Annotated in this window: 9 protein-coding genes; 7 read left to right on the top strand and 2 right to left on the bottom strand. The window is 60.5% G+C overall.

The window, feature by feature from the left end:
• The first annotated feature begins 89 nt into the window (after window positions 1-89).
• The 7 genes from DW661_RS00040 to DW661_RS00015 all read left to right on the top strand — a co-directional run bounded on the left by DW661_RS00040 (window position 90) and on the right by DW661_RS00015 (window position 10,480).
• Window positions 90-1,352, top strand: coding sequence for an MFS transporter (locus DW661_RS00040; RefSeq protein WP_117584132.1), 1,263 nt, complete (start codon window positions 90-92; stop codon window positions 1,350-1,352).
• A gap of 115 nt (window positions 1,353-1,467) precedes the next feature.
• Entirely contained in the window at window positions 1,468-2,325 is an 858-nt protein-coding gene (locus tag DW661_RS00035) for an HAD-IIB family hydrolase (protein WP_118934164.1), read from the top strand.
• Window positions 2,326-2,479: 154 nt separating this feature from the next.
• A complete protein-coding gene (locus tag DW661_RS10415) occupies window positions 2,480-2,605 on the top strand; it encodes a hypothetical protein (protein WP_255413571.1) in 126 nt (41 codons plus the stop codon).
• A gap of 275 nt (window positions 2,606-2,880) precedes the next feature.
• Window positions 2,881-3,591, top strand: a complete 711-nt coding sequence (locus DW661_RS00030; protein ID WP_040358972.1) for a TetR/AcrR family transcriptional regulator — start codon at window positions 2,881-2,883, stop codon at window positions 3,589-3,591.
• Window positions 3,592-3,603: 12 nt separating this feature from the next.
• Window positions 3,604-8,385: a 2-hydroxyacyl-CoA dehydratase gene (locus tag DW661_RS00025; protein ID WP_233503058.1), complete on the top strand. Its 4,782-nt coding sequence runs from the start codon at window positions 3,604-3,606 to the stop codon at window positions 8,383-8,385.
• A gap of 415 nt (window positions 8,386-8,800) precedes the next feature.
• Window positions 8,801-9,760, top strand: coding sequence for a 3-hydroxyacyl-CoA dehydrogenase (locus DW661_RS00020; RefSeq protein ID WP_118934060.1), 960 nt, complete (start codon window positions 8,801-8,803; stop codon window positions 9,758-9,760).
• A gap of 270 nt (window positions 9,761-10,030) precedes the next feature.
• Window positions 10,031-10,480 carry a hypothetical protein gene (locus tag DW661_RS00015; protein WP_147326482.1) on the top strand — a complete coding sequence of 150 codons (450 nt, stop codon included), beginning with the start codon at window positions 10,031-10,033 and terminating at the stop codon, window positions 10,478-10,480.
• 125 nt (window positions 10,481-10,605) lie between these two features.
• On the opposite strand, the gene DW661_RS00010 is transcribed toward DW661_RS00015, so the two are convergent.
• Together DW661_RS00010 and DW661_RS00005 are read right to left on the bottom strand one after the other, a co-directional pair.
• The gene (locus DW661_RS00010; protein ID WP_117635701.1) at window positions 10,606-11,745 is read right to left on the bottom strand and encodes a DUF389 domain-containing protein; all 1,140 of its coding nucleotides are present in this window, start codon (window positions 11,743-11,745) and stop codon (window positions 10,606-10,608) included.
• Window positions 11,746-11,960: 215 nt separating this feature from the next.
• A complete protein-coding gene (locus DW661_RS00005) occupies window positions 11,961-13,664 on the bottom strand; it encodes an OPT/YSL family transporter (RefSeq protein WP_118934058.1) in 1,704 nt (567 codons plus the stop codon).
• Between the last annotated feature and the right edge of the window lie 212 nt (window positions 13,665-13,876).

Raw genomic sequence — 13,876 nt, 5'->3', positions numbered from 1 at the left:
ACGGTATGTAATTGATTTGTGAGGGTAGCCACGGCTGCCCTTTTCAAGTCATTAAATACATACTAGTGGTATGTATAGGGGGTGGGCTTATGGCTGGGCTGAGAGACGTCGGCGTCTCGTTGAAATCAAAAACAGTGCGGTCAATCAGGCTCGCGGAACTTCTGGTTGCGCAGCTGTGCACGTATTCGATGCTGTCGGCGCTGTGCTTTGCGTATCCACTTTACTTGTTCGATCGCAGTGGATCGTCAACGTTATATGGCGTCGTCGCGGCGATAGCGTTCATACCCGGCGTACTTGCAACTCCGGTTGGCGGAATCTTGGCGGATAGGGGAAGACATCGCGAGGTCCTCGTGTCCCTCGGCATTGCTCTGATGACTGCATCACTGCTGTCTATCCCCATGAAGCGCTCATTGCCTCTTGCGGTCGTCGTAGTAGCGATACTTTGTGTTCAATATGGTGTTCAATCGCTGCTGAAGCCAATGCTCCAAATTGAGACGGTGCGCATGGCGGGTGAAGAGAAGGTTGAGCGGGCCACTGCATTGGTTTCGCAGATGACCATGGTGAGCAATATCTTGGGCCCTGCGGTCGGGACGGCAGTCTATGGGTGCTTTGGCATCGATACTCTTTGCACAACCGCGTCGGTGGCGTTTGCGATTTCAGCTTTCTTGTTTGGGGTCGCACTCAAGCAAAATGCCTCATCTGAAACAATGGGAGACGGCGTGACTCGCACGACATGCCGAAACGATTTTCGGGAGTCGATTCGGTATCTGTTGCAAAATGCATCATTGGCCGCTGTGATTTTGCTTGCGGCCGTTTTGAACCTTGCGTTGGTTGGGCTAACGATTGGCGCTCCCATTATTGTTACAAAGCATCTCGGCATGCAATCGTCCTGCGTTGGGATAGTTGAGGTTGCTATGGGCCTGGGTGGTCTTGCCGGCAGTGGCTTGGTCGGCATTTGGCCGCATCGCTTTTCTCTCAATGGCATATGTCGATATGTTGCGATGATCTGTTTTGGAGTCGTACCGATTATTGTTACGCTACTGTTCGGCGCAGATGTATGCGTGTTCACCGTGTTTGCGGTTGGTTCGGCATGGGTCATGGTGTGGGCAGCCATTGCGTCGGTTGAAATCATCGCGTTTGTTCAGCGGGCAGCGCCGACTGAGCTCTGCGGAAAAGTGCTTTCGGTCGTTTACACGGTTCTTTCCTGCGCAACGCCTATTGGCCAATTGGTTTACGGGCTCGCATACGATCGATGGACTCCGGCGATTGTATTCGCAGGCATGCTGGCGGTGCTGACGTTGACGACGGCGCTGTTTTATCGGCTGAAAAGTCGCTTGTGGCGATTGATTTAACGCGCTGGGGCACTGTGGCTTTGCGGGAGCGAATGTCCCGGCGCGTTGGAGCGCCCTTGCATGGGCGCGCTCATTCTCGTCTAAAATATCGTGCAGACGAAAGAGAGGCATGCCCATGATCAAGATGTTCGCGAGTGACTTAGACGGAACGCTGCTTAACGCCCTGCACGAGGCGGACGGGACTATCCGCCGTGCCATTCGCGAGCTGACTGAGGCTGGCCTGCACGTGGTTCCCGCGACTGGACGCTCGACGTTGCCGATCGGCGAGCATGGCTTTACGGGCTTGGCGCTTGACGCCTGCTGCTCCAATGGATCCATCGTGCGCGACAGCCATGGCGAGGTGCTCAAGACTTGGACCATCGATCCGCAGGTCACTGAGGAACTGCTCAAGGCGTTCCCGGACATTTGCTTTGATTGTTCCACGCCCGATGGCATGTACTCGAGCGGTTCGTTCGAGATGCATCAGGCGGGCTTTAAAAAGGACAGCCCCATCAAGCGTATTGTGATGCGCGGCATGCGTGCGCGTGGCGGCTATCACGAGGAACAGTATTTCGACCAGTCGATCGGCGATATCTTGCGTCACGATGTATGCAAGATCAATTGTCGCGTGACCTCGCCCGAGCTGGAGCGTGACCTTAAGTCGTATCTTGCCGAGCGATCGGACCGCGTGGTCAACGCGCCGTTCGATCCGGTGATGTTCGAGATCACGGACGTGGCGTGCAACAAGGGCGAGGGTGTGGCCTGGCTGGCGGGCTACTACGGTATTGCCGAGGACGAGGTCGCTGTCTACGGCGACGGCGGCAACGACATTGCCATGCTCAAGCGTTTCCGCCACAGCTACGCGACCAAAAACGGCAGCAATGCAGCTAAGGCCGCCGCGAGCGCAACTATCGGCAGTTGCATGGTCCACGCCGTTCCCAAACACATGCTCGCCACCATGCGCAAGCAAAACTCCCGCACCGTCATCGAATAATGTGACAAAGGGACAGCCCCTTTGTCACAGGGGCCTGTGTGCTTGGAATACGAACATATATTCGTATATATAACTAGGCTCTGGTAGAATCGGTATCGTTGACGGCAGTTCCATGTGCCGGGCAGCGCCCTCCATCTGATGGGAGGTGATGCCCATGACCGATCTGATTGATTTTGTGAGGCTCCTGACCGCCTTGGTCTCGCTCCTCACGACGCTCATCGGACTTTCCGAGGCACTTAAGCAACGTTCGAAGCAACGTAAAAGGGGTCGCCGCCGCTAAGGCGTTGACCCCTTAAACCAAGCAACGGCGCTGCCCAGCTAACCACAACTTGGGCTGCCGTCGACACTATTCTACCCACGAATGCCATTTTGAACAATCGGTAATACCGCTCCAAAAGCCAGGCACAACCGGCACAACCTAGGCGGTCACTGGATGCGACAAAGGGATAATCCCTCTGCCACATTCCAAATATTGCCTTTACGTGTTGATGCACACGGTGTGCAATAATACTCGCACTGTGCAATAGCGCACAGGCTGAGTAACAAGGAGGACGCTTGTCCCAGCTCGAGAAATGTGATCGCCGGTCCCTTCGCTCGCAGCGTGCCCTTCGCCAGGCACTTGCTAGCGAGCTTGCCGAAAGCGGCGACCTTTCGCGCATTAATGTCGCGTCGCTCACCGAGCGCGCTGGCCTTACGCGTCGCACGTTCTATTCGCACTACCGCGATATTCCCGACTTTATCAATCAAATCGAGGATGGCTTGCTGGCCGAGATCCGTGAGCGCATTGAGCTCATCACCGCAGCTCAGCTGCCTGATCTCTATCACAACATCGATGAGCTCGAGCCGGCGCCCGGTTCGGTTGAGCTGCTGCGTTATCTTGCGGCCAACCGCGACTTAATCGGTGCGCTGCTGGGTCCGGGCGGCGACCAGGCCTTCATTAAAAGGATTATCGACACCGCGCGTGAGGCTGTGGTGCCGCGTGCGCAGACGGGTATTTTGGGCCTGGCGCTGGGTACGTTCTTTGACTACTACGTCACCTACGTCGTGAGTGCCGAGGTCGGCATGATTCAGCGCTGGTTTGAGCGTGGGCTCACCGAATCGCCCGAGGCCATGGCGCGCATTATGACGGTGCTCGCTTTTGTGCGTCCCGGCGACCTGTATGGCCAACCCATTGATATCAACGTGCCGGAATACGGCATGAAGCTATTGAACTTGCAGCTCGAGGACGCGGCCGACACCGCCGCAACCGTCGAGTCCAACAACTAAGAGGAGAGACAGATGAGCAAACTCGTCGAGGGCATCAAGGATCGTATGGTTGCTGCCGCACGCGAGGCCGCGCCCGCCGTGGTGAACGCCGCGCAGAAGGCCGCGACCGCGGCAGCCGAGAAAGTTGTCGAGGCTGTTGCCGATGCCAAGAACGCGGCAGGGGAGACGTCCATCGCTAGCGAGCCCGCCACCGCCGCTGAGCCCGTAGCCGCCGCCCACGCCCCCGAAGGCGCGATCTTCAACCCCGAGGCCGCCCGCGGCAACCTGCACCTGGGCATCGACGTAGGCTCCACCACCGTTAAGCTCGCCGTGCTCAACGACGACAACCAGATCGTCTACGCCAAGTACCAGCGTCACCACACCGACGTCCGTGCCTGCGCCCGCGACCTGTTCGAGGGCGCTGCGACCGTGCTGCCGACGGCCCAGATGACCTGCGCCATTACCGGCTCGGGCGGCCTGCTGCTGTCCCAGTGGCTCGACCTGGAGTTTGTCCAGGAGGTCATCGCCAGCAAGCGTGCCGTCGAGACCCTCATCCCGGCCACCGATGTCGCCATCGAGCTGGGCGGCGAGGACGCCAAGATCATCTACTTCGACAACGGCATTGAGCAGCGCATGAACGGCACCTGCGCCGGCGGTACGGGCGCGTTCATCGACCAGATGGCAACCCTGCTGCACACCGACGCGAGCGGCCTCAACGAGCTCGCGGCCAACGCGACCACCATCTATCCCATCGCCAGTCGCTGCGGCGTATTTGCCAAGACCGACGTGCAACCGCTGCTCAACGAGGGTGCCCGTCCCGAGGATGTGGCCGCCTCCATCTTCCAGGCCGTCGTGACCCAGACCATCTCGGGTCTGGCGTGCGGTCGCCCCATCCGCGGCAACGTCGCCTTCCTTGGCGGCCCGCTGCAGTACCTCTCCGAGCTGCGCCACCGCTTCTACCTCACGCTCAACCTGGACGAGGAGCACCGCATTGTGCCCCAAAACGCCCACCTGTTTGTGGCAAGCGGCGCCGCCATGGCGCACGAGTCCAACAAGCTCAGCACGTTCCCGCAGCTCATTGAGGCCATCGATGCCCTGGGTGACACACAGGGTGCCGAGGTCGAGCGCCTGGACCCGCTCTTTGCCACCGACGAGGACTTTGCCGAGTTCAAGACCCGCCACGACACCGAGGTCGTCCCCAAGGGCAAGCTCGACGGCTACACCGGCCGTGTGTTCATCGGCATCGACGCCGGTTCCACCACCATGAAGGCCGCGCTCGTGGGCGAGGACGGCCAGCTGCTGCACACCTGGTACGGCAACAACAACGGCGACATCCTGGGCACGGCCAAGGTCATCATGGCCGATTTCTACAACCACATCCCTGCGGGCTGCACCATCGGCCACGTGACCACCACGGGCTACGGCGAGGCGCTGCTCATCGAGGCCCTCAAGGCCGATTCCGGCGAGATCGAGACCGTCGCGCACCTGCGCGGCGCCAAGGCTTTCCTGCCCGGCGTCGAGTTCATCCTGGACATCGGCGGCCAGGACATGAAGTGTCTGCGCGTCAAGGACGGCGTCATCGAGCACATCATGCTCAACGAGGCCTGCTCGTCGGGCTGCGGCAGCTTTATCGAGAGTTTCGCCGTGTCTATGAACATGGACGTGCGCGCGTTTGCCGATGCCGCCATTCATGCCAAGGCCCCCGTCGACCTGGGCAGCCGCTGCACGGTCTTTATGAACTCGCGCGTTAAGCAGGCGCAAAAGGAAGGCGCCACGGTGGGCGACATCGCGGCCGGCCTGTCTTATTCCGTCATCAAGAATGCCCTGTTCAAGGTCATTAAGCTGCGCGACCCCAAGGAGATCGGCAGTCAGGTGATCGTCCAAGGCGGCACCTTTATGTCCGACGCCACGCTGCGTGCGTTTGAGCAGCTCACCGGTGTTCACGCCGTGCGCCCCGACATCGCCGGCTGTATGGGCGCCTACGGTGCGGCCCTGCTCGCCCGCGATCGCGCCGGCGCCGACGGCATCTCGACCATCCTTTCGGCCGAGGACATCGCGCACCTCACCGTGACGCAAAAGCACGTCCGCTGCGGCCGTTGCTCCAACAACTGCCAGCTTACCGTCAACGATTTTGGCGGCGGCAGGCGCTTTATCACCGGCAATCGCTGCGAGAAGGGTGCCGGCCACAAAAAGCAAAAGACCGAGGCCCCCAACCTCTTCAAAAAGAAAAACGAGCTGCTGTTTAACCGCGAGGTGCTGAGCCCCGACGAGGCCCCGCGCGGCACCGTCGGCATTCCCCGCGCCCTCAACATGTATGAGAACTACCCCTTCTGGCACGCGTTCTTTACTCGTCTGGGCTTTAGCGTGCAGCTGTCCGACCAGTCGAGCAAAAAGACCTATCAGGCGGGCATCGAGTCCATGCCGTCCGAGAGCGTGTGCTATCCGGCCAAGATGAGCCACGGCCACGTGATGAACCTTATCGACCGTGACGTCGACTTTATCTGGATGCCGTGCGTGCGCTGGGAGCGTAAAGAGGACCCGACGGCCGGTAACTGCTACAACTGCCCCATCGTCATGAGCTATCCCACGGCGTTGGCACTCAACATCGACGAGATCCGCGAGCAGAACATCGAGTTCCTGTACCCGTTTGTGCCCTATCATGACAAGACCGAGCTCAAGCGCCGTCTGTACCAGGTGCTCGCCGTCGACCGTGTGGCCGATGCGCAAGCCGGTCGCGGTCGCGTGCGTGGGCCCAAGATCACGCGCTCCGAGGTCGATGCCGCTGTCAACGCTGCCTTTGAGGCCGATGCGCGTTTCCACGAGGACATCCAGACCATGGGCGAGGAGGCTCTTAAGTGGGTCGAGGACCACGGCGGTCACGGCATCGTGCTCGCCGGTCGTCCCTACCATAACGACCCCGAGATCAACCACGCCCTGCCCGAGCTTATCTCGAGCTTTGGCTTTGCGGTCTTTACCGAGGATTCGCTCGCGCATCTGGTAAAGCCCGAGCGTCCGATTCGCGTCGTCGACCAGTGGATGTACCACAGTCGCCTGTACGCCGTGGCCCGTTTTGTGACGATGCGCAACGACCTGGACCTGATCCAGCTCAATTCCTTCGGCTGCGGCCTCGATGCCCTGACCACCGATCAGGTACAGGAAATCCTGGAGGCCAGCGGCAAGATCTATACCGTGCTTAAGATCGACGAGGTGTCCAACCTGGGCGCCGCGCGCATTCGCATCCGCTCGCTCATGGCGGCACTCAAGGACCAGGAGGCCGAGCGCTTGGCCGAGGCCACGGCTGCGGGCGAGGTCTTTGAGCAGGGCGACGCTGCGCCGGTGGCGCCCTCCACGGATGCCCCCGCGTTCGCGAGCCGCAAGTACGCGTTCGAGGCACAGCGTGAGAGCGCCTCGACCGCATGGCCCAAGGTGCCCTTTACCGAGCAGATGCGCGACGAGGGCTATACCATCCTGTGCCCGCAGATGGCGCCGATCCACTTTGACCTGGTCAAAGAGGTGTTCCGCGGTGCCGGCTACAACTTGGAGCTGCTGCCCTCGACCGACCACGATGCCGTCGAGGCTGGCCTGCGCTATGTGAACAATGACATTTGCTACCCGTCGATTCTGGTGACGGGCCAGATTATGGAGGCCATCGAGAGCGGTCGGTACGACCTGTCCAAGACCGCCGTGGTCATCAGCCAGACCGGCGGCGGCTGCCGTGCCACCAACTACATCGCGCTCATCCGCAAGGCCCTGCGCGAGAGCGGCCACCCCGAGATCCCCGTGATCTCGCTTTCGGCCGTGGCGCTGGGCGAGGACAACCCCGGCTTTAAGCTGACGCCGGCGCTGCTTAAGCAGGCAGTCTACGCGGTGCTCTTTGGTGACGTGATGATGCAGATGCTCTACCGCTGCCGCCCGTACGAGGCCACGCCCGGTGCCGCCAACGCGCTCTACGAGGAGTACATGGCGCGTGCCCGCAAGCTGGCGCCCAAGTTTAACCGCCACAACTACACCAAGCTGTGCCGCGAGGCCATCCGCGCGTTCGACACCATGCCGCTCGTGGGCGAGGGCACCAAGCCGCGCGTGGGCGTGGTCGGTGAGATCTTGGTCAAGTTCCATCCCACGGCTAACAACCACGTGGTCGATGTCATTGAGCGCGAGGGCTGCGAGGCCGTGGTGCCGGGCCTGCTCGACTTCTTCCTCTACTCCATGAGCAACGCCGAGCTGCAGAAAGACGAGCTGGGAAGCTCTGCTACTACACGCGCGGGCATGCAAGCGCTCATCAAGCTTGTGGACTGGATGCGCACGCCGGTGGAGGAGATGCTCGAGAAGTCCCGCCGCTTCGAGGCGCCCGAGCGCATCGGCACCATGGCCGACAAGGCCCGTACGGTACTTTCGGTGTGCAACAACATGGGCGAGGGCTGGCTGCTCACGGCCGAGATGCTCGACCTGATCGACCATGGTGCGCCCAACATCATCTGCACGCAGCCCTTTGCGTGCCTGCCCAACCACGTGGTGGGCAAGGCCGTGATCAAGGAGCTGCGCCGCCAGCATCCTGAGAGCAACATTGTCGCGGTGGACTACGACCCCGGTGCGTCCGAGGTCAACCAGCTCAACCGCATTAAGCTCATGATCAGCGTGGCCAAGGAAAACATGCGCGCCGGCAAGGGCTTTAAGCTCGAGAAGGTGGCGCCGCTCGCGATGGACGAGGTCACCGGTCAGATGCGTGCCCATGACGGCTGCGTGAGCTGCGGGCCGGCCAGCGAGGAGGCCGTCACATCGGTCGCCAAGCGTCTGGGACGCGGCATTAAGAAGTAGCTTGCCCGCTATGGGCTAGATATGAGACAAACGGGTGGCAGCCGTGCCGGCTACCACCCGTTTTTGCTGGACATATGTTGCGTAAACGCCCCAACTATCACCCTTTGCGAACTTAGATTTCGGAAGTATGCGGCAAAATCTGAATAGGCCGAGCACACCGGATATGTCAAAGCTGTGTACCTGCGGTTTTATTGGCGAAAATCAGGACGTGCTCAAGAGTTTCGGAATTTGCCGCATACTTCCGAAAACGACGTCTCGGTGGCACCAAAAACTGCCCTCGGAACCCTGAGATAATGAACATATGTAGCCGTTTGCCGCGAAATACCGCCCGTTTATAGAACCCACCCCCAACGCGCGTCATCCTTACGGTTGAATAAATACACATCAATGGAATTACGTAAGAGAGGACCGTCCCATGAGCTACAAGACCGTTTGTGTTGCCGGCGGCGGCGTGTTGGGAAGCCAGATTGCCTTTCAGGCTGCCTGCTGCGGCTTTGATGTAACGATTTGGCTGCGCAACGAGGGCAGCATCGGCCGCACCCAGCCCAAGATCGATCACGTGCGCAAGGAGTACATCGCGGCAATCGAGGGCATGGAGGACGGTACGGGCGAGTGGTGCGCCGGTATCGCCGATGGCACCCAGCCCTTCGACAAGGAAGCGGCGCTCGCCGCCGTCGAGCGTGCCTACTCCACACTCAAGCTGGAGCTCGATCTTGCCAAGGCCGTGGCCGACGCCGACCTGGTCATCGAGTCTATGGCCGAGGACACCCAGGCAAAGATCGACTTCTACAAGAAGCTCGCCCCGGTTCTGCCGCAAAAGACCGTCATCGTGACCAACTCATCCACGCTGCTGCCGAGCACCTTTGCCAAGTACACCGGCCGTCCCGAGAAGTACCTGTCGCTGCACTTTGCCAACTCTATCTGGAAGAACAACATGACCGAGGTCATGGCACAGGACCAAACCGACAAGCGCTACTTCGACGAGCTCGTCGACTTTGCCAACGACATCCGCATGCTTGCCCTGCCCGTCAACAAGGAAAAGAACGGCTACCTGCTCAATTCCATGTTGGTGCCGTGGCTGCTTTCGGGCCTTGACCTGTATGTCTCGGGTGTGAGTGACCCCAAGAGCGTCGACCTCGCGTGGACGCGCGGCACCGGCGCTCCCAAGGGGCCGTTCCGCGTGTTCGACACCGTGGGCATCCAGACGGCGTACAACATCGTCATGCAGTACCAAAAGGTCCCGGGCTTGGTGAGCCCGCTGCTCAAAAAGATGATGATGCCCTACAACTTTAAGGCCATGGCCTCCGTCCTCAAGAAAATGCTCGACGAAGGTAAGCTGGGCGAAAGCTCGGGCGAGGGCTTCTTTACGTACTAAAAATGATCTCTTGGGGGTGGAAGCGTTGGGGATCTACGGTAGTATGCGACAAGATCTGAATAGGTCGAGCAAGAGCTGTAGTGCGCGTTGACGTTTGGCCAATGAAGCGCAAAAACGCACCGTTCGCCGATACGCCTCTCGCGAGTGGTTGCCATATGGTTTGATGTTGGAAACATATGATTGCCGGCAGGCCGTAGGTGGCGTTTGCGCTGATATCGGAGGTTCCAAGTATGTTTCGTGCTCCGCTAAACAAGTACCGGGCTGGCTAACATGAGCCGCCGTTTTGTCTCGATAACCCTTGCGGTGGTTTGCCTGGCTGTGCTCCTGGGCGTTGCAGGGCAGTTTGCTATAAATCGAGAAACATCCTATATGCAGGAATGCGTTTCCGAAGGCTTTGCCATTGATGGTTACTATCGGGATGACAAAACAAGTCTGGAAACTCTGGCCTTTCTTGAGGAGGATAACCATCGGTGGCAACTGGTCGGCAAGGGCGGCAACTGCGTTGATGGACAGTTCGAGCGTATGGACGACCCCAACATTCTGGTGTTAAAGAATGAAAACGGCGAAGAATTCGGTACGGTCCACGTGGCGTATATTTCGCGCCGACGCGATCAGGGCTTGCTCTACCTATTTAGAGATACCAGGGTGACCCGTTTTTATCTGGTGAGTACCGGTCCGGCGTTTACAGTGGAGTCTGGCGATGTCGATGCGGACAGCTGATTCACGGCAATAAATCAGCGAGCGGAGCGCGGCCATGAACCGCGTCCCGCTATTTGCTCGTGGCCCGCGTCACGTCTGCGCCATGTCGTGACTCGCGGCTGCGCGCATCCATCCCACGTCGCGTATTACTGCACATCAAACTCCACGCGATCGAGCTCGGGCACATTGAGGTCGATGAGCTTGCGGGCTACACGGCGGTCGTGTGCCCCAAGCGCCTCGCTTGTCGTCACATGGGCGACAACCTCGCGCTCGACGATACCCTCCTCCTCGCCTTCGGTGGCCGAGGTCTCGACGGCAACGGTGTAATCCTTAAAGCCCGGCAGCACCGCGGCAAGCTCGCGCGTGGTTTCGGTGACGCCATAGCCGTCCTGCACGCCGGCCTGCGCCGAGCCAATGGATCCCGCGGTCATAACGATGCAGGGGATGGCAAAGATCACCGTGCCCACGATGATGCGGCGGCGCACCTTGTGTGACAGCTCATCGACCTCGGCATTTTCCTCGGCGGTCACAATGCCGTCGCCGTTGAGGTCGCGCTTGAGCGGCACGCGCAAAAGAAGCAGCACGGCTTCGGCAGCCAGTGCGATAAAGACCACGTTGATGCCAAACTCGTAGAGGGCCGAGAGAAACAGCGACCCGCTTGCGATGGCGATGCCATAGCCCGCCGCGCACAGGGGCGGCATGAGCGCGGTCGCCACGGCCACGCCGGCGATGAGCGTGGCGGGTTCCTGGTCGCGCGAGTTGCCCAGTCCGCCCGCAAAGCCGCCCGCGAGCGCGACGGCAAGGTCCCACACAGTCGGTGTCGAGTTGTCGATGATGGCGGCCGTGGTGGTGCCAAGGGGCGAGAGCTTAAAGTACAGCGTGGACGTGATTAGACAAAAGACCATCTGCAGCGCGAGGCCGGCAATTGCCTCGACGGCAATCTCGCGGTCGAGCGTGGCGATGCCGTATGCCATGGCAAGGACCGAGCCCATGAGCGGACAGATGAGCATGGCGCCCACGATGGCAATGTCCGAGTCGATATCGAGGCCGATGCTCGCGATCAACATGGCAATGATCAGGATGCATAAGTGCGAGCCAGTCAGGCGCGCCCCGTTTACAAAGCGCTTGCGAATCACGTGATAGGGCGCGCGTCCCTCGCGTATGTTGAACGCCTGCTTAAGGAAACGGGTGGCATTCTCCATGGCCTCGCTGTGTGCAGGGCGTATACCGTGACGACGATGATGACGCTCGCGCAGCCGCTTGATCTGTTGTTTGTCGAGTTCCATGCTTACCTCGTTTAGCTTCTGAGCCGCTTCTTGCGTCTGTCGTCTTTACTCTACACCGCGTTAGGCGAGGTGTCAGACAAGGTTTGTTGACCTGGAAGTCAGGACAATCGACATGGCTAAAACGCCGTGAGGATCATAAGAGTCAAATAGACAAAAAAGCGCGGGGCCGGTTTGATTCCGACCCCGCGCTCTGCGCTGGTGCGTTGTTGTTCGGCCTACCCCAGCAGGCTCAGACCAACAGAGACAAACGCCAGGATAACGCCGACGATGGACTCGCCGCCGAGCAGGCCGCTGGCGACGACCAGGCCCTGCTCCTGGAAGGCGGCATCCTTGGAGGCCTTCTCCTCGTCCGAAAGACCGGCAGCGGCGTCGCGGCGTGCGGCCCACTTGTCGTAGGCGAGCTTGACGCAGGAGCCCAAGAAAGCCGTGAGCGACATATAGAACGGTAGGTACACGCCCAGGCCGATCATCATGGCCGGAATGCCGAGCCAGTACATGACGATGCCGGCGATAAAGCCGCCTGCGAACCACGGCACGCTCGGGATGCCCGAGACCATGGTGGCGACCACACTTGCCTGCGCGGCCACAAAGCTCTTGTCGGGGCCGAAAGCATCCGGACCATAGGCGGTGACGAGCGCGACCATGACGGCAGCGGCGACCAGGGCGCCCACGATGCCGCCGATGGCCTGGCCGATCCACTGCGCACGCGGGTCGGTGCCCAGCACGGCGCCGGCCTTAAAGTCGTTCATGACGTCGCCCGCAAGGCCGCATGCCACGGCCACGATGCCGGCGATAAAGAACAGCTTGACCTGGGCGATCTGTGCGAAGGCAGCCACGATGAGCATGACGATGAGGCCGAAGATCTCCATGGGGTCGATGCCCGTCTGGCCGCAGCTCTGCGCGCTCATGATAGTGGTGACAAAGGTGAACAGCGTGACGATGACGGCCGGGACGGGGCCAAGGTCGAGCGCGATGGCGACGATCACGGCTATGGCGGCAGTACCCAGGCCGATGATGCCGGCGTCGAGCTTAAGCGAGCCCGAGATGAGCGACTGCTCGTCGGTGTCGCTGGAGCTGTCGGCGGCGAGGCCGCGGGCGATGCCGGCGACCTGCGGCAGGATGTCCTTGAGGACGACGGCGACGCCAAAGCCCATCATGAGGCCCATGCCGAGCGATTTGACGATGCCCTGCGCAGTCACAACGTCGAATAGACCCGCAGCGGTGCCGCCCACGATGATGCCAAAGTTACCTAGCAGCGCGCCGGCAAACCAGAAGGCAACCGGGGCGAAGCCAACCAAAAAGCCGATGGAGAGCAGCATGGGCGAGTTATAGATGGCAAAGGTCACGCCGGGGATATTGAGCGTGCACAGCATGCTGGGCACCACGCCCAGAGCGTCGCGAAGCACGCTGTAGATGCCTGCGATGGCCATGGAGCCAAAGAGCTGCTTGCCGGTCTTGCCGCCGGCCTCGGTGGCGCGCAGTGTCTGAGCTGCGGCATTGCCGGTGGGAAACTCCAGCGCGGCGTCCATGATGAAGTGGCGGTGGATGAGCGCCGTTGCCAGCAGGCCCAAGATGGTGCCGGCGAGTGCCACGATAAACATGTCGAGCCAGCTGATCTGGTCGGCATAGCCCAGCATCCAGGCGCCCGGGATGGTAAACGCCAGGCCGCCGGCGACCATGGCGCCCGCGGACATGATGGTGTGGGTGACGTTGGCCTCGTTGAGGCTGGCGTTGCCCATGAGCTTCAGGAAGAACAGCGAGATGACGGCAGCGAAAATAATCGGCCAGGGGAGTGCACCCATCTTGAGGGCCGTGTAGGCCGAGCTTGCCGTGATGATCACGCAGCCAAGGACGCCGATGACGACGCCGCGCAGCGTGAGTTGCCCGCGCATCGAAGCGCGGTTCGAGGGATTGCTCATATAAAACTCCTTTGCGTATATCCGCTTCCCCCGGGAGCGCCGTTACGGATACGGCGCGGGAAGTCGGGTTACCAAGGGCCGCCGCGTGAGCTCGCAAACGACCGCGCACCAGTATAGCGGCACGGCAGCTAATTTGGGACTGGGCTTTTTTAGCTATCCCAAGCGAAGCCGAAGCCTTGATTCTCATCTTCATTGCAACAGCCTCAGGACTC

Origin of the sequence: Collinsella sp. AM24-1 (genome assembly GCF_003470325.1) — a bacterium.
Classification (GTDB): Bacteria; Actinomycetota; Coriobacteriia; order Coriobacteriales; family Coriobacteriaceae; genus Collinsella.
Note: the sequence above shows the minus strand (reverse complement) of the source record. Positions and strands in the feature narration are given on the sequence as shown.

Excerpts from the sequence above, each read along its gene's own strand:
- DW661_RS00040 (WP_117584132.1), top strand. The coding sequence starts at position 90 with ATGGCTGGGCTGAGAGACGTCGGCGTCTCGTTGAAATCAAAAACAGTG.
- DW661_RS00035 (WP_118934164.1), top strand. The coding sequence starts at position 1,468 with ATGATCAAGATGTTCGCGAGTGACTTAGACGGAACGCTGCTTAACGCC.
- DW661_RS10415 (WP_255413571.1), top strand. The coding sequence starts at position 2,480 with ATGACCGATCTGATTGATTTTGTGAGGCTCCTGACCGCCTTGGTCTCG.
- DW661_RS00025 (WP_233503058.1), top strand. The coding sequence starts at position 3,604 with ATGAGCAAACTCGTCGAGGGCATCAAGGATCGTATGGTTGCTGCCGCA.
- DW661_RS00020 (WP_118934060.1), top strand. The coding sequence starts at position 8,801 with ATGAGCTACAAGACCGTTTGTGTTGCCGGCGGCGGCGTGTTGGGAAGC.
- DW661_RS00015 (WP_147326482.1), top strand. The coding sequence starts at position 10,031 with ATGAGCCGCCGTTTTGTCTCGATAACCCTTGCGGTGGTTTGCCTGGCT.
- DW661_RS00010 (WP_117635701.1), bottom strand. The coding sequence starts at position 11,745 with ATGGAACTCGACAAACAACAGATCAAGCGGCTGCGCGAGCGTCATCAT.
- DW661_RS00005 (WP_118934058.1), bottom strand. The coding sequence starts at position 13,664 with ATGAGCAATCCCTCGAACCGCGCTTCGATGCGCGGGCAACTCACGCTG.